12 protein-coding genes and 1 pseudogene are annotated in these 17,317 nt (G+C 38.1%); 12 read left to right on the top strand and 1 reads right to left on the bottom strand.

Annotated features, from left to right (window positions below):
- Positions 1–7: 7 nt before the first annotated feature.
- The 7 genes and pseudogenes from sufB to MHH51_RS16875 all read left to right on the top strand — a co-directional run bounded on the left by sufB (position 8) and on the right by MHH51_RS16875 (position 12,370).
- On the top strand, positions 8–1,405 hold the full coding sequence (gene sufB / locus MHH51_RS16905; RefSeq protein WP_339282574.1) for a Fe-S cluster assembly protein SufB: 1,398 nt from the start codon (positions 8–10) through the stop codon (positions 1,403–1,405).
- 322 nt (positions 1,406–1,727) lie between these two features.
- A complete protein-coding gene (locus MHH51_RS16900) occupies positions 1,728–2,705 on the top strand; it encodes a TraB/GumN family protein (protein WP_339282573.1) in 978 nt (325 codons plus the stop codon).
- Between the two features lie 303 nt (positions 2,706–3,008).
- Positions 3,009–4,886 carry an anaerobic ribonucleoside triphosphate reductase gene (locus MHH51_RS16895; RefSeq protein WP_339282572.1) on the top strand — a complete coding sequence of 626 codons (1,878 nt, stop codon included), beginning with the start codon at positions 3,009–3,011 and terminating at the stop codon, positions 4,884–4,886.
- Positions 4,886–5,353 carry an anaerobic ribonucleoside-triphosphate reductase activating protein gene (nrdG, locus tag MHH51_RS16890; RefSeq protein WP_147211684.1) on the top strand — a complete coding sequence of 156 codons (468 nt, stop codon included), beginning with the start codon at positions 4,886–4,888 and terminating at the stop codon, positions 5,351–5,353. The genes MHH51_RS16895 and nrdG overlap by 1 nt, the downstream gene beginning before the upstream one ends.
- A 424-nt stretch (positions 5,354–5,777) precedes the next feature.
- Positions 5,778–8,426: a cation-translocating P-type ATPase gene (locus MHH51_RS16885; RefSeq protein WP_339282571.1), complete on the top strand. Its 2,649-nt coding sequence runs from the start codon at positions 5,778–5,780 to the stop codon at positions 8,424–8,426.
- A gap of 287 nt (positions 8,427–8,713) precedes the next feature.
- Positions 8,714–9,913, top strand: a pseudogene (gene eutH / locus MHH51_RS16880) (ethanolamine utilization protein EutH).
- Between the two features lie 144 nt (positions 9,914–10,057).
- Positions 10,058–12,370: a polyprenyl synthetase family protein gene (locus MHH51_RS16875; protein ID WP_339282570.1), complete on the top strand. Its 2,313-nt coding sequence runs from the start codon at positions 10,058–10,060 to the stop codon at positions 12,368–12,370.
- Between the two features lie 129 nt (positions 12,371–12,499).
- Here the strand turns inward: MHH51_RS16875 and MHH51_RS16870 are convergent, their stop codons facing one another.
- Positions 12,500–12,907: a hypothetical protein gene (locus tag MHH51_RS16870; protein WP_147211681.1), complete on the bottom strand. Its 408-nt coding sequence runs from the start codon at positions 12,905–12,907 to the stop codon at positions 12,500–12,502.
- A gap of 286 nt (positions 12,908–13,193) precedes the next feature.
- Here MHH51_RS16870 and MHH51_RS16865 point away from each other — a divergent pair, with 286 nt between their 5' ends.
- The 5 genes from MHH51_RS16865 (at position 13,194) to MHH51_RS16845 (ending at position 17,247) form a co-directional block, all read left to right on the top strand.
- The gene (locus MHH51_RS16865; protein WP_156988494.1) at positions 13,194–13,334 is read left to right on the top strand and encodes a hypothetical protein; all 141 of its coding nucleotides are present in this window, start codon (positions 13,194–13,196) and stop codon (positions 13,332–13,334) included.
- 57 nt (positions 13,335–13,391) lie between these two features.
- A complete protein-coding gene (locus MHH51_RS16860; protein WP_339282569.1) occupies positions 13,392–13,838 on the top strand; it encodes a hypothetical protein in 447 nt (148 codons plus the stop codon).
- A gap of 77 nt (positions 13,839–13,915) precedes the next feature.
- On the top strand, positions 13,916–14,653 hold the full coding sequence (locus MHH51_RS16855) for a hypothetical protein (protein WP_339282568.1): 738 nt from the start codon (positions 13,916–13,918) through the stop codon (positions 14,651–14,653).
- Positions 14,654–14,938: 285 nt separating this feature from the next.
- Entirely contained in the window at positions 14,939–16,552 is a 1,614-nt protein-coding gene (locus tag MHH51_RS16850) for an ATP-binding protein (protein WP_156988499.1), read from the top strand.
- Positions 16,549–17,247: a response regulator gene (locus MHH51_RS16845; protein WP_156988501.1), complete on the top strand. Its 699-nt coding sequence runs from the start codon at positions 16,549–16,551 to the stop codon at positions 17,245–17,247. The genes MHH51_RS16850 and MHH51_RS16845 overlap by 4 nt, the downstream gene beginning before the upstream one ends.
- Positions 17,248–17,317: the final 70 nt, after the last annotated feature.

Raw genomic sequence — 17,317 nt, 5'->3', positions numbered from 1 at the left:
ATTAACAATGGCAAAAAATATGCCGGAAATTGAAGAGTATAAATATGGATTTCATGATAAAGACGTATCTATTTTCCGTACAGAAAAAGGATTAACGCCAAATATTGTTAAAGAAATTTCGAAAATGAAGGAAGAACCACAGTGGATGCTTGACTACCGTCTAAAGGCATTAGATCATTTCTACAAGCGTCCAATGCCGCAATGGGGCGGGGACCTTTCAGGTTTAGACTTCGACGAAATTGTTTATTATGTAAAACCTTCTGAAAAGCAAGGTAGAACTTGGGATGAGGTGCCTGAAGAAATCAAACAGACTTTTGACAAATTAGGTATTCCTGAAGCAGAACAAAAATATCTTGCAGGTGTATCTGCACAATATGAATCAGAAGTAGTTTACCACAGTTTGAAGGAAGACCTTCAGGAACTTGGTATTGTATTTAAAGATACAGACACTGCACTGAAAGAAAATGAAGAACTATTTAAAGAATACTTTGGAACAGTTATTCCTTATTCTGATAATAAATTCGCTGCATTAAACTCTGCAGTATGGTCTGGCGGTTCATTTATTTATGTACCAAAAGGCGTAAAAGCAACAACGCCATTACAAGCTTATTTCCGTATTAACTCTGAAAATATGGGACAGTTTGAGCGTACGCTTATCATTGTTGATGAAGAAGCATCTGTACACTATGTAGAAGGCTGTACAGCACCAGTTTACACAACAAACTCTCTTCACAGTGCTGTTGTAGAAATTATTGTTAAGAAAGACGGCTACTGCCGTTATACGACAATCCAAAACTGGGCAAACAATGTGTATAACCTTGTTACAAAACGTGCAGTTTGTGATGCGAATGCAACGATGGAATGGATTGATGGAAACATTGGTTCCAAGCTGACGATGAAATATCCAGCTATCCTTCTAAAAGGAGAAGGTGCACGCGGAAATACGCTTTCTATCGCTTTAGCAGGAAAAGGACAGTTGCAGGATGCTGGTGCAAAAATGCATCACCTGGCGCCAAATACGTCTTCAACAATTGTTTCTAAATCCATCTCTAAACAGGGCGGTAAAGTATCTTACCGCGGTTTAGTACACTTTGGACGTAAAGCGGACGGAGCCCGTGCTAATATTGAGTGTGATACACTTATTATGGATAATGAGTCGACTTCCGATACCATTCCATACAATGAAATTCTTAACGACAATATTTCTTTAGAGCACGAAGCAAAAGTTTCCAAAGTATCTGAGGAACAGCTTTTCTATCTGATGAGCCGCGGTTTATCAGAGGAAGAAGCGACAGAAATGATTGTTATGGGCTTCATTGAACCATTTACAAAAGAACTTCCAATGGAATATGCTGTTGAGATGAACAGATTGATCAGCTTTGAAATGGAAGGATCAATCGGATAAAAAATTGTAAAAGCTAAAATAAAAAATGACTGCCAGGTTCTATGCGGCAGTCATTTTTTATTACCAAACAAATAAAATAAAATGATATTTATACATTTTAGACACATAATCTATTTTGCAAAATATAAAAAATAACATAGTATTCAGTATTTTAATTATCTATTATTATCATTTATTAGTTGTTTGAAATACATATAAGCTTCATTCATACCAAATAATGCAGTATTCAACCTCTTTTTTCTTCCATTTGCAGCATAAATAATGATAGGCTAATTAAAAGACCTTATGATAGAGTCAGGAAAATAACAGGAGGAATCTAGGAATGAAAAAAATTTTATTAGCACTATTCATATTTTTATTTGCAGGTGTGTTGACCGCATGCGGTGGAGATGAAGATGCAGCAGAAACTGAAGATACAGCAGATGAAGCTGCAACAGAAGAAGAGACAGCGGGCGAAACCGATAATGAAGAAGAGAACGGCGAAGGAAAAGGCGGTTTCTTATGGAAGGTGGAATCTGGTGATACAGAAATGTATTTGCAGGGAACGATTCACTTAGGAAACGATGATTTCTATCCATTAGATCCGGCTATTGAAGAAGCGTTTGATAGTGCAGATATTGTTCTGCCTGAATTTAATTTACTGGAAGAAACGCCTTCACAGCAAGAAATATTAGAATATGCTACATATGTAGATGACAGTACACTGGAAGAAGAACTGCCGGAAGAAACATATGAGGAGCTTGCATCTATTTTTGAAGAGAATGGATTGGATTTAGAAACAATGAACGATTTTCAGCCATGGTTCGTGGAGATGATGCTGCTTGAACTTGTGACCATGACGAGTGACGTCGACTCACAATCTGCTGTCGATCTATATTTTCTTGAAAAAGCAACAGAGGAAGGGAAAGAAATTGTTTCTTTAGAAAGTGCGGAAGAACAATTTGAGGTGCTTAGCGGTTATTCCATGGAAACCCAAATACAGACATTGGAACTAGCTGTTGAGGGTTATGATGAGGCTGCTGAAGAGATGGAAGGGCTGGCTGATGCATGGCTTGAGGGAAATATCGAAGCAATGGAAACGATGTCCGATGGTTATGAAGAAGCAGGCATTAATGATGAATATATGGAAGAGTTGAATGATAAACGGAATATTGATATGGCAAACAGCTTGGATGAAATTTTACAGGAAGACAGCGGTCAGGTTTATTTTGTCTTTGTGGGGACGGCTCATTTCACCGTTGATCCAAGTATTATAACGGAGCTTGAAGACAAAGGCTATGAAGTAGAGCATGTTTATTAAATCAGATCTAAAATATTCAAAAATCTCGTAAGTATTCGCAGACTTACGAGGTTTTTCTATAATAAAACGAAATTATAGAACGTTTTTAACTGAAGCGGAAATGATAAAGCAAAAAATTATAGAGATATTTTAAAAAGTCATAAAATGTACATTTGAACTCCCTTGCATCTTCATTTAAGATTTAACTATATATAGTAACGTTTTTATCTTGTTATACTATATATAGTTTTGGGTAAGTTAAATAGAAATACATTGAAAACATGAAGAAATGAATGGATGGAGAAGAATAGGGAGGCATAGAAAATGGTAGAAATAAAAGAAGCCCCTGCAAGCACAAATATAGATTTAATGCAGGATTTTAAGGATATTGTATCCAGCTCTAATCAGGATTTAATCCAGGAGAATGCAAATGTTGACGGAAAATCACCGTGCGGACAAATGAACAAATTTGCCAGTGAGAGCGCTAAATTTTATGCAAAACAAAATATGCTGCGTCCGGAAGCAAGGCAGGCAATGGAGGATAACTATATTCATATTCATGATTTAGATTACATGCCTACAGGAACAGCGACCTGCTGTCAAATCCCTTTGGGAAAATTATTGAAAAAAGGATTTAACACAGGGCATGGACATATGCGATCCCCGCAAAGCATTATGAGTGCGATGGCATTAGCGGCAATTGTTTTTCAAAGCAACCAAAATCAGCAGCATGGTGGTCAGAGTTTTCAAGCATTTGATTATGATTTGGCTCCCTATGTGAAGAAATCCTATGAAAAACGGCTTCATAAATTACAGCAATATCAGCTTCCCCTTGATCAAAAGGAACTGGAGAAATTAGCTTGGAATGAAACAGAGCAGGAATGTTATCAGGCGTGTGAAGCATTCATACATAATTTGAACAGCCTCCATTCCAGAAGCGGCGGTCAGGTTCCATTCACGTCTATTAATTACGGGACAGATACAGGCAGGGAGGGGAGGCTGATTATAAAAAATCTGCTTTTAGCTACACAATCAGGATTAGGAAAAGGAGAGACCCCTATTTTTCCAATTCAAATTTTTAAAATGAAAAAAGGGGTTAATTTTTACAAAGGCGATCCAAATCATGACTTGTATCAGTTAGCTCTCGAAACAACGGCAAAACGGCTTTTTCCAAATTTCAGCTTTATTGATGCACCGTTTAACTTAGCTTATTATGAAGAAGGGAATCCTGATTCAGAAGTAGCTTATATGGGCTGCCGTACACGTATTATGGCAAATAGGCATGGAGAGGAAAACAGTGTAGGACGTGGAAATATTTCGTTCACCAGTATTAATCTAGTAAAAATAGCTCTTACAACTTCAACCATGGAAGCATTTATGCAGAAATTAGAGGATTATGCAGAAATCGTTATTCGTCAATTATATGAACGTTATTTATTTCAGACGAATAAACTTGTGAATAATTTCACTTTCTTGCATGGAGAAGGCGTCTGGACAGGCAGTGATGAGCTTAACTCTGGAGATAGATTAGAAAAAGTGCTGAAGCAGGGAAGCTTGAGCGTTGGTTTTATTGGTCTGGCAGAGTGTTTAAAAGTATTGATAGGTAAGCATCATGGAGAATCAGAGCAGGCACAGGAGCTGGGGGAAGAGATTGTTTCCTTCTTACGGAAGAAATGTGATGTGGCTTCGGAATGTTATGATTTGAATTATTCGCTGATTGCAACACCTGCAGAAGGCTTAAGCGGCCGTTTTACGAAACAGGATCAAAAGGATTTTGGAAGGATAGAAGGAGTTACAGACAGAGATTATTATACGAACTCTTTCCATATTCCTGTATACTACCCAATCCGTGCTGTGGAGAAAATAAAACGGGAAGCAGTATATCACCCATATACAAATGCCGGCCATATCACTTATATCGAAGTGGATGGAGATATCAGCAAAAATGTAAAAGCAATCGATACACTTGTAAAAACGATGGCTGAGAGCGGAATCGGGTATGGCAGTATCAATCATCCAGTCGATCGCTGCAAAAGCTGCGGCTATACAGGAATGATTGATAATGAATGTCCAGCTTGCGGGATAACCGATGAAAGGCAATTTGACCGGATTCGGCGTATTACCGGCTATCTGGTAGGAACAATGGATAAATGGAATACTGCTAAGGCATCTGAAGAGCATGACAGAGTGAGGCATGTCTAATGGAAACGGCGAGAGTATTGTCTATCTATCATGATTCTGTTGTCGATGGGGAAGGACTGCGTACGGTTATATTCTTTGCCGGCTGCCCTCATTACTGCAAAGGATGTCATAATCCAAGGTCATGGAATTTGCGAAATGGCAATGAAATAAGTGTACAGCAGATTGTTGAGGAAGCTTTGAACCCTTTAACAGATATTACATTAAGCGGCGGAGATCCATTTTACCAGGCGGAAGCTGCGGCAAATGTTGCCAGACAATTGAAAGCACATGGTAAAAACATATGGGCATATACGGGCTGGACAATAGAACAACTGCTTGAAAATAAAAATTCGCATCAGCTGGAGCTTCTCAAATATGTAGATGTACTGGTGGATGGTCCATTTATTTTAGCTGAACGGGATTTAACTCTATCGTTTCGCGGGAGTCGGAATCAGCGGATTATTGAAATGAAGAATATATTAGAGTGATATAGCAAGAAAAAACTGATCTGAGATAAATAACGTCCAGATCAGTTTTTAATTGGCTGAAAATGATAAGCCCAACTGGATACAATGAAAACCTACATAGGGTTTCTCAAGTTGCGATGTTTCCTTTTGCGTAATTTTACAAGCTTTAAAGAAAAAATAAGTATATAATTACTTTCATAGCAGTAGAGTAAGTAAGTTGATTTATTTTGAGAGTCCAAAAGAATGTGAAGATATTGTAAAGAATCCATCTTACCTGCAGTGAACAGGTTTCAATCTAATAAAAAAAGGTAATAGCTCAAAATAGAGAAAAATAGTTTAATTTGCTAAAATACGTTAAAAATAGGGATGAGATTTGATGATGCATGTAGAATTAGTAATAACAGCATCAGATAACTAAAAAACGAATAGGCAGGGAGCTATGGAGATGGAAGCATATCAGAAAAAGACAGCAGACGTTCTCGAATCAGTCAATTCTTCGCAGAAGGGTTTATCAAATAAAGAAGCAAAAGCAAGGCTTGAAAAATATGGATATAATGAAATAGAGGATAAAGAAAAAGTTCCGACATGGAAGCTTTTCCTGGAGACCTTTAAAGATCCAATGGTTATTGTTCTGTTAGCGGCTGCCGTAGTGCAAATTCTAATTGGAGAATGGGTAGAGTCTCTTATTATTTTTCTTGTACTGTTAATCAATTCTGTGATCAGCGTAGTACAGACTAGAAAAGCAGAAAGCTCACTGGAAGCATTGCGGGATATGTCCGCACCGGAAGCCAAAATTATGCGGGATGGTACAGAAAAAACGATTGCTGCAAAGGAGCTTGTTCCCGGAGATATCGTCTACCTGGAGGCAGGAGATTATGTTCCTGCTGATGGACGTGTGATAGAGATCGGTTCTTTACGGGTAAATGAGGGAATGCTTACCGGCGAATCGGAGGCTGTAGAAAAGCATACCGAAGTGATTGGAGAAGAAGCTGCTTTAGGAGACCGCCTGAATATGGTGTACAGCAGCTCCTTAGTTGTTTATGGACGGGGTACTTTTGTTGTTACCGGAACAGGAAGTAAAACAGAGGTTGGTAAAATCGCCGATATGCTTTCCACAGCAGAGCAAAAGGAAACACCATTGCAGCAGAAATTAAACAGTTTCAGCAAGAAGCTTGGTGTCGGTATCCTTATTTTATGTATTGCCATTTTTGCTGTTCAGGCAGCACGCATCTGGTTCGGTGACAGCGATGCTAATACAGCAACGGCATTATTAAATGCCTTGATGTTCTCCGTTGCAATTGCTGTTGCAGCTATTCCCGAGGCACTACAATCTATTGTTACCATTGTTTTATCCGTTGGTACGAATAAAATGGCAAAACAGCATGCAATTATTCGTAAGCTTCCGGCTGTGGAGACACTTGGTTCGACACGTATTATCTGTACGGACAAAACAGGCACATTAACACAAAATAAAATGACAGTCACGGATGATTTTTTACCGTTTCATAAAAATGAGCGTTTACCTGAAAACCCCAATGATTGGGGGGAATCTGAGAAATTACTTGTCTATATTGCAGCACTTTGTAATGATTCCTATATTAATCAGGATGAACAGGAGATTGGAGATCCGACAGAAGTTGCGTTAATTCAATTTGCGGATAAACATGCTCACAGCTATCAGGAATTACGAAAAAAATATCCAAGAGAAGCAGAGCTCCCGTTTGATTCAGACCGTAAGCTGATGTCCACCGTACATCATATTGATGGGGAAAGACTGTTATTTGTTAAGGGCGGGCCGGATGTCATGTTCCATAGAGCCGGTTATGTGCTGTTGGATGAAGAAGAACAGCCGTTGACAGATGATTTGCTTGAGCGCTTTGAGGGAGCAAATGAAGACTTCTCCAATCAGGCATTGCGTGTACTTGCTTATGGTTATAAACGTTTGTCAGAAGATCAGACGGAGATTACTTATGAAGATGAGAAGGATTTTGTATTAGTCGGTTTAACGGCAATGATGGATCCGCCAAGAGAGGCTGTATATGGATCTGTTGAAGAAGCCAAATCAGCAGGAATCCGGACAATCATGATTACAGGAGACCATAAAACGACAGCACAGGCAATCGGCAGAGATATCGGTCTGATGGGAGATAATGATATTGCCATTACAGGAAGAGAGCTCGATAAGATGTCAGATAAGGAATTAGAGGCCAAGCTTGAGCAAATTTCTGTTTATGCCCGGGTATCACCTGAAAATAAAATAAGAATTGTACGCGCCTGGCAGCAAAGAGGTGCGGTAACGGCAATGACAGGTGATGGAGTGAATGATGCTCCTGCTTTAAAACAGGCAGATATCGGCATTGCCATGGGAAGCGGTACAGATGTATCCAAAGATTCCTCTGCAATGATTCTGACCGATGATAATTTTGTTTCTATTGTTAATGCTGTTCAGGTTGGAAGGACCGTATTTGATAATATAAAAAAAGCAATCGGCTATTTATTTGCAGGAAACTTAGGCGCAATCATTGCTATTCTGTATGCTGTTATCTTTAATCTGCCAAATCCATTTACTGCCTTACAGCTCTTGTTTATAAACTTAGTAAATGATTCACTGCCTGCGATTGCACTCGGAGTAGAGAAATCTGAAGCAGGTGTTATGAAACGGAAGCCGCGTCCGGTTAATGAAGGGATCTTTGCCGGTGGTACCCTGCAGACTGTTTTAACAAGGGGAATTTTAATTGCAGCTGCTGTTATTATTTCCTTCTATATCGGCCTGTCTCATTCAAATGAAATGGGAGTAGCGATGGCATTTACTACATTAATTATGTCACGTACGCTGCAGACCTTTGCAGCACGTTCGAATACGCAGACATCGGTTAAATTAGGCTTTTTCTCGAATAAGTATGTAATTGGAGCTGTAGTATTAGGGTTTGTTTTATACTGCATTACCCTGCTGCCATTTGCCAGAGAGGTATTTAATATCCCTCCTGAATTTGGTTTAACAGAATGGGGAATCGCCACTGGTTTAGCTGTAGCCGGAGTAATTTGTATGGAAATTGCGAAAGTGTTTTTTAAAAAACCTTCAAAAGCTGAATAGATGATAAAGACCTTCTACATTATACCGTTTTAATGCGGGGTAGAAGGTCTTTATAATTATGAAGGCTGGTATGAATCCGTTTTACAGAATGAAAATATATCAAAAAGGAATTGGAAAACAAGCAATTTACAGGTATAGTAAATAATATTAATAAATCAGCTGCTTAAAATAAACTAAGAAAAAATTACATATTTGATAATTGAAAACTGCCAGTGGGAGGAGAAATGAACCGCAGATATAATGAATAAGAAATAGTGGTAATAGAAAGAAAGGGGCATACATAAAGCATGGCGTTTATTAGTGATTTCATTATTTATATAATTATGGCATGTGCAGTTATAGGTGCATTTGCAGCGATAAAAAATGCGGAGACAGGGCTTGGAAGAGAATTTATGGAAGGTTTTTATGTGATTGGCCAGATATTTGTTCCATGCGCTGGAATTATGGCTTCCATCCCCTACTTATCGCAGTTTATTTCCACGGTAATCGGCCCTTTTCTTAATTAATTTGGAATTGACTCTGCCATTGCAGCAACTTCCATGATTGCTGTGGATATGGGAGGCTATCAATTAGCGGACGTATTGGCTGAAACAAGGGAATCATGGATTATCGCCATGGTTATCGGTTATTTTTTAGGACCGACGCTTACGTTTTTGATACCGGTCGGACTAGCCCTTGTTAACAAAAAGGATTATAAATATATGGCCTTGGGTGTGATGGCTGGAATTTTAACCATCCCGGCAGGAATTCTGGTATCTTGTTTATTTATTGCCATTTCCAAACCGGAAATCAGAGAGGCTGTTTCAACGAATGCACCGTCTTTATACCCGTTATTGTTAAGCTTTTCGGAAATTCTAATTACAATGGTTCCGCTGATTATCTTTGTTCTTCTTTTGGCAATCGGCTTAAGACTGTATCCAGATAAGATGATCAAAGGCTTTTTAATTTACGGGAAACTTTTAGATACAGGTATTAAATTAGTTTTGGTGTTTTCCATTGTGGAGCACTTTACAGGCTTTTTCAGCTTTGTGTTTGGCGGCTGGGGATTCGATCCTATCATCGCAGATTCAGAGGATACCTTTAGAGCTCTAGAGGTCGCCGGCTATATCGGCATCATGCTTGCCGGCTCATTCCCGTTTATTTATTTGTTCAGAAATCTATTTGCAAAACCGCTTCAAAAGCTGGCAAAAGCTTTGGGGATGCAGGAAATCGGAAGCATGGGTCTGGTAGCATCCGTAGCAAATACATTGGCGATGTTCCATATGGTGAAGGACATGCCTGCCAAGGATAAGGTAATAAATATTGCATTCTCTGTCTGTATCGCTACTGTATTTGGTGATCATTTATCATTTACAGCCAATTTCCAGCCCAATTTAATTTTGCCGATTATGCTGGGGAAAATTGTGGCAGCTTTCCTTTCTGTTTATCTGGCATTTAAATTATCTGTTCCAAAGGCTGTTCAGCTAGAGAAAGAGGATGAACAGTAAGCGGAAAGTGAATAATTTTTTCAGGTGAAAACTAGTTTGTTTTTCGTGCTAATGTAAAGTTCCCGTTAATTTTTTGCGCAATCAGTAATTAAAAGTCCGGCTTCATGATATACTTAATTACTTAGAAAAAAATGAGGGCGGAGCATGTTAATGGATAAAGATTATTTTCAGATAAAGCAGGAGCAGGCAAAAGGGTATTTTCAAGCCTTGCAAGCTCAAATACAGCAAGAGGACTTTGCTTCAAACTTGATAGAGACACTTCATAATTATCAACAGACGAAAAAGAGAAACTGGATAAATATCGATAATTGGAAGCATCAGCCGGGCAAAACATTTATTTCCCAGCTTACAAAAACGGGTCAGCTTGATTCCTATTTGGAGCGTAGTATTTCATATATCTATTTTCGCGACCTTGGCAGAGATATTACTTCGGAAGCAATGCAGAAAAGAATAGCTGTTGTTACAGAAGGTGTTAAAAATTATTTGAATAGTAAGGAACAGCAAGTACCTTTCCATGTTACAGAGCTGTATCAAATGGCAGAAAAAGAATCATTGGAAGAGGTTTTCTTTTGGGTATCCGATAAACTGAAGCATGTTTCAGCAATACTTCCTGATGGATTAGATAAAAATGAAGCGAAAAGAAAAATAATGAAAATTATAGCCGGGATCGTCATGCATGAATTTGAAGAATTGGATGACGAGCTGTCCAAAGAAACAAGAAGGAAGCTGTTAGATCAGGCTGTTCGTACAGGCTATTATTATGGTTTGACATATCCATTGATTGATGATGTTCTCGATGCGGATATGTTAACAGCAGCTGAGAAGAAGTCCTTTGCTTATTTTATCCGGCAAACATTATTAACAGGGGAAGTGCTTCCAGTAAAAGCGGATGACTGGCAGAATAAGCATTGGGATTTCATTTCTACAGTGCACGAGGAACTGTCAGAAGCATTTCATTATTTAAAGTCATGTCAGCCGGAAGAAAATAGACAGATTTTCCTGGAAAATGCTTATTTATTTTTCGAAGCACAGGAACTGGACCGGCAAAAGCGGTTAGATAATAACAATTATACAAATGAAGAACTGTATACATCCGTTATTTTAAAATCAGCTTCCTCAAGGCTGATTATCCGTTCTTTTAAACCTTTTTCAGAGGTCGAAAATATAGAAACAAATATGTTTTATTATGGGATATATAACCAGCTTGCTGATGATTTAACAGATTTAGAGGAAGATCTTGCAAATAATAATGTAACGCCATACACGTATTTTGTTACGTATAGTAAACAGGATACAGGCTTAATAAATCCCTTTGCCATGTATTGGTCCGTTATTTATTACTTTATCCATACGCTTTATCCGGGAAAGACAGAGATAAGAGATATTATTTTGGACCGGGCGATTAATGGTCTGAAGCGTCTGAAGGCAAGATTAGGAAAAGAACGTTATCAGGCTTTCAAAGAGCAATTTTCCTTTGATGCGGATTTTGACAAAGCTTTAGAAAAAATAGTAAACCGCAGTCACAATGTGGCATTCTTTGATAAATGGATTCGCGATCAATTTTTAGATACATTAAAACAAAATAAGCAATTAAAGATACAGTTCGTATCTAAAATGAAAGATATAAAAGAACAACTTGAAGAGCACCTTACCTTTGAATCGAAGGGAAATGCATTAAAAGAAGCAGCAAACTACAGCCTGTCAGGCAATGCCAAGCGTTTACGCCCGATTATGACATGGATCATGGCAAAAGAAGGGCTTCAGCTTCCCGATAATTTAATCTTGCCATTAGCAAAATCAGTAGAATTTATGCATACAGCCTCCCTAATTTTTGATGATTTGCCATCCCAGGATAATGCTTCTGCAAGAAGGGGCAAGCAGACATTACATGAAAAGTATAACCATGCAACAGCTGAACTGACCGGGCTCTGGTTAACACAGCGTGCAGTAGAGGAACAGGCTGTTATCAAGCATCAAGATCCCAATCGGCTTTTGGAGCTTATTGCTTACTCCACCCGGACAACGCAAAAAATGTGTCAGGGCCAATTCTTTGATCTGCATGCTAAAGGAAGCTCCTTAGCACTCAGCGAGTTAAGGCAATTATCGGTTTATAAGACCAGCCTCGGATTTGAAGCAGCGCTGATGATGCCGCTTATTATTGCCGGAGAGTCCGATGAGCGTAAGCAGGCCGTTAAGGAGTTAGCTTATCACGCGGGGATTGCCTTTCAAATTAAGGATGATTTATTGGATATAACAGGTGATGCGAGGCTGTTAGGTAAACATCCAGGCCAGGATCAACGGAACAATAGCTCGACCTTTGTTTCTATTTTGGGAAAAGAAGAGGCGCAGAAGGAAATGTGGAAACACTACCTGGAAGCGAGAAAAGAATTAGCAAAGCTTCCGGGCATTCCCTTCTTTTATCAGCTGTTAGACTATTTGATATTACGTGATCATTGATTTTGATAGTTTAAGTAAATCCGGTTAAATATCACATTCTGTTTTATACTTATCACTAGTACATTTAATAATTGGTATTTTTATAGACTGGTAAAGATGTTCAATCTCTCCTTACCAGTCTAAATTTCATTACAAGCCAAATTCCCTTGGGTAGTCATCACGATTCATTGTATATATGATTTCTCCTGCCATATCTTCAAAATCGTCTGCATAGTTAGTTTGTTTAACAAAATTAGCGTTGCTTTCATCATCTTTATCCTCAAAAATAACATAATGGTTGGCTCCATCAACTTCCACTCGATAGTATCTGGTAGAATTCATAACTCCAGCTACATTTTGATTGATTTCAAATGTTTCTTCATTGCCGCTTTCATCAGTAATTGTTAAGATTTTTTCTTCGGAAAAGTGAAGCATTACATTTTCGCCTGTATCAGAAAGCGCATACCAATCACCGGCGTACTTATCTGATGGTTTACAGCTTGCTAATAGAATAAGCCCAAATAAAATGATTACTGTCTTGCTTAATTTACTTGTCATATGTAAATTTACCCCCTTATAAGAAATGCCGTTGATTAGCCTCTCTTTAATTATAAGTAATGCATTCATCTGAAACAAGGAAATATAGAGATAAAACTATTATATATAATCATTACTTGAATTTTTAAGATTCAGTAGTGCTTCCCATTGAGAATTCGGGATAATATCTTATTTAGAAAAGAAGAGAGGGATATGGGTTAGAGCAATCCATTTTGAACAATTATGATTTAGATAGCAAAATATATGAGTATGGAATTAAACTCTCCAGCTTCGAGAAGCAGGGACTATGCTGTCACAGATATTTTTGTTCTTTACTAGTCTGGTATTGGCAGGCTGTAATAAAAAAGAAATTTCTGAAATGAATCCAAAAGATTTACCAGATGTAACGTCATTTCAGGATGAATTTACTCGGGAATTTATGGTATAGACGGAACCGGTAAAGGAAGGGTATTATTTAATGCAGTCAAAAACAGGAGAATATAAGATGTTATATCCAGAGGATGCAGAGTTAAGTAAAATACGGTATGATATGACAACCACAGATATAGGAGCTATTGAAAGGATTAGTTATGGAGGAGATTCTAAGGAGAAAGAATATTTATATCATGTACGTTTAATCTATGATTATGGAGATTTAGGCGGAGATGTAAATAGATTCAAAAATATTATGAGAGGTCATACGCACTACGATGGTAAATATGAAGTGATGGAATACGAAGATAAAACCATTCATTATGCCACAACAGAATATGTTACACGAGATGGAGAAGGAATAGCGTATAGTTATATAGGGATTATTCAATCAAATAACGCAGTTCAAGCCGTTACTTATAATTATAACATTGTTACAGACTATGAAAATAATCTTGACTTAGATGCGTTAGAGAAAGAAGTACTGGAAATTATGGAATCAGTAGAATTTAAACAATAAGAAAAATTAAATTACATACACAATCAAATAGTTATCTTTTTAAATCATTTCGAACAAGCAGTAAGGAGAAAAAAGTAATGATGGGGAAAATTTCTTTATATGGAACAGTCATCCCAATAGTACTGATTTTACTTGTGGGATTTATATTAATAGGAGGATGGAAATATTTTCTGCTGATTGCTGGGATAGTTGCAGCCGGTAAGCTGTTAAGCAAATTTTTATCAAATGCATGGGTGAACCCGATCTTATTTCTCCTATTTATAGCTGGGATGCACTATTTAATTCAAGATATCTATGTCACGATGATTTTTGCTTTTAGTTTAATTATCATGAGATTAATCGAAATATTTATTAATAATAAGAAAATAGAAAGCGTATTAGCATTTATCGTCATGTTTTCGGCAGCACTTATCCTGGAATATTCGGAAGAGCTATTCCATAAAGAGGTGGAAGTATCTGAAGCAGAGGTCTATCCTGTTGAACAGGAATTTGCAGCAGTATATGATGTGGTCGAATATGCGGTTATTAAAATAGAAGAGAAGCCGAAGCGGATTACCTTACATTTTGTAGTAGAACGGGCTGATTCTATAGAAGAAATTGAGGAGCTGGGAAAGAATTTTGCTGAAATGGTAAGTATTGAGATTAGCGAGACACAAGAAATAGAAGGCTCTGATAAAGAGAGCTATGGAGATCTTTTTGTGGATTATGACCTGCGAATTATTATAAGGGAAGAAGAAACCAGAAAACTTTCAACGGGATCAAAAGGTACGAATGAAGCAGAAATCTCATGGTATGTATATGAGATAAACTACTAGCAGATGCAAACGATGAAAATATAATAATGACAGTTTCGCTGCTATATTAACATAAAAAAGAATTATACCTTACTCAATCTTTGATAGAGTATGAAATTTTACCAAAAAGAACAGCAAACTTCAGCAGTTTATGCATTACCCTGCGATTCTATGTTATTATTTTTCCATACATACTAAATATTACGAACAGTTATTTAAGAGTGATTTGAAGGTTTGGCTCTTTAATATGGATAGAATTTCTGCAAGGGAGCAGCTTTTGTCTGACTGGGAGGAGGGTGAACAGACATGCGAAAAAAAGACCTGCCACTAATGCTCCAAATGATGCTGTTCACCAGTGGATTAATCTGCTTTACGCTGCTTGTTACAGGAATACTTATTGGATATAATCAGGCGTCAGAAACAAAGGAAGCGCTTGCGGATAAAGCGAGTTTAAGTGCAAGTCATTTTGCCCGTATGCCTATTGTTGTTGATGCACTTGAAAAAGGGGAAGCTGGTGAGAGTCTCCGTTCCATCGCCGCTGAAGTACGTGAGAGTAATGATTTACAATATATTGTGCTGATGGATATGAAAGGAATCCGCCTGATGCACCCTGTTCCTGAACGGATTGGAGAACATTTTGTTGGAGGAGATGTAGACGCGGTGCTTGAAGGACAGCGCTATACCTCTGAGGCTGTTGGTACGCTGGGCCCATCCATGCGGGCTTTTGAACCAGTTTATAATCAAGAGGGAACGCAGATTGGTGCGATTTCTGTAGGAATTTCAACCAAGGTAATTAATCAGGCTGTGTGGGATAGCTTGAAAATCACTATTTTAGGAACTGTTTTAAGCCTTGGTCTCGGTTTGACAGGTTCCTATTTTCTAGCAAGAAGGCTGAAGAAAACATTGTTTGACCTGGAGCCTCAGGAAATTGCCTATATGATAGAAGAACGGGAAGCAATGCTGGACAGCGTGAGTGAAGGAGTTATTGCCATTAATGCAGATCATCAAATTATTATTGCTAATCCATCGTCAGGATTTATGCTGGAACGGGCAGGCTATCATGGAAATATTATTGGTGAAAAGATAATAAATGTCTGGCCGGAGCTTTCGCTGGAGGTATTATTAAACGGTGAAAAAGCAGTCTATGATAAATCTGTCCGCTTTGGTAATGCAGAAATGATTACGAATAGTGTTTCCTTTAAAGTGGATAAAAATGGTGTCGGCGCGCTTGTTACTTTTAGAGATCGAAATGAACTGGATGCCATTATGAAGAAGCTGTCCGGAGTGGAGTCCTATGCACATACGCTGCGGATGCAGACGCATGAGTTTATGAATAAGCTTCATATTATCGGTGCAATGGTTTATACAGAGTCCTATGAGGAGCTTGCGGAATATGTGGACAGCCTTTCGCAGATTTATCAGCGGGAGACTGGAATGATTTCCGCTCATATCGATGATGTTGCTATTGCCGGGTATCTTTTAACTAAATTAGAACGGCTAGAACAGCTTCAAATTGATGTAGATATCCAGGGGGAGAACAAATGGCCAAGTCTTTCTGATCCAACTGCTGTTGACCGTTGGATTACGATTATAGGAAACAGTCTGGAAAACGCAGTCGATGCAATGGTTGGACAGAAGGAAAAAAAGATTACGCTGGTTTTTGATGTTTTTGGTGAAGCGTTATTCTATGAAATTCGTGATAATGGAGCGGGTTTTAATGTTGAGAACTTACCCTCTATACTAGAGAAAGGTTATTCGACAAAAGGATTGAATCGTGGATATGGGATGACGATTATGATTAATGCGATTAAAGCAGGAAATGGAACCTATCATATTCAATCTAAAATCGGTGCAGGTACATGTTTACAAATTAAGGTGCCATATGAACATAATGATGAAGAGAGGAATAATTCAAAATGATACGTATAGCTATTATTGAAGATGAGCCGCTTATTTCTAAATTTCATCAGAAGTATATTGAAAAAATAGATGGTTTTTGCTGTGTTGGAAGTGTGGAAACAATTGAAGAAGGTATTAGGCTGGCGAGACAGCCCGATATTGATTTAATTTTACTTGATGTCTACTTACAGCAAAAAAATGGGCTGGATTTATTAAAGCAAATCCGCTTGGAAGAAATAAATGTAGATGTTATTTTAATCACCTCCGCCAATGACCAGCAATCATTAAAAACAGGCTATCGATATGGTGTGGTGGACTATCTTTTGAAACCATTTACCTTTGAGCGTTTCCAAGAATCCCTCTTACGTTATAAGCAAACAGTACGATTGGCAGAAGGAAAGGTCCATCAGGCAGAGGTAGATCGTTTATTTCATCCGCGTGAAAAGCCTGTTTTAAAGCCGGAGGACTTGCCAAAAGGAATTACAAAAGAAACATGCCGAAATATTCTAGCGGTAATGGTGGAGCATGAGGATTGGCTGTCGGCGGCAGATTTGAGCTCCTATGCAAAAATTTCACATGTTTCTTTACGTAAATATTTACGTTTTTTTGAGGAAAAGAAGCTGCTTGAAAAAAATGTGATGTATCATAGTTTCGGACGTCCGCTGCAGCAATATAAACTCTCCCGGGCAGGAAAAGACAATCTCCAACAATTTTAGTTTCGATTAGTTAAAAAATATATACAAACAAAATAAAATAGTCGAAAATAGGAGTGAGTTTTTAGTAAGC

The sequence above is a fragment of the Oceanobacillus sp. FSL K6-3682 genome (assembly GCF_037976165.1).
In the GTDB taxonomy this organism is placed as follows: domain Bacteria; phylum Bacillota; class Bacilli; order Bacillales; family Amphibacillaceae; genus Oceanobacillus; species Oceanobacillus sojae.
Note: the sequence above shows the minus strand (reverse complement) of the source record. Positions and strands in the feature narration are given on the sequence as shown.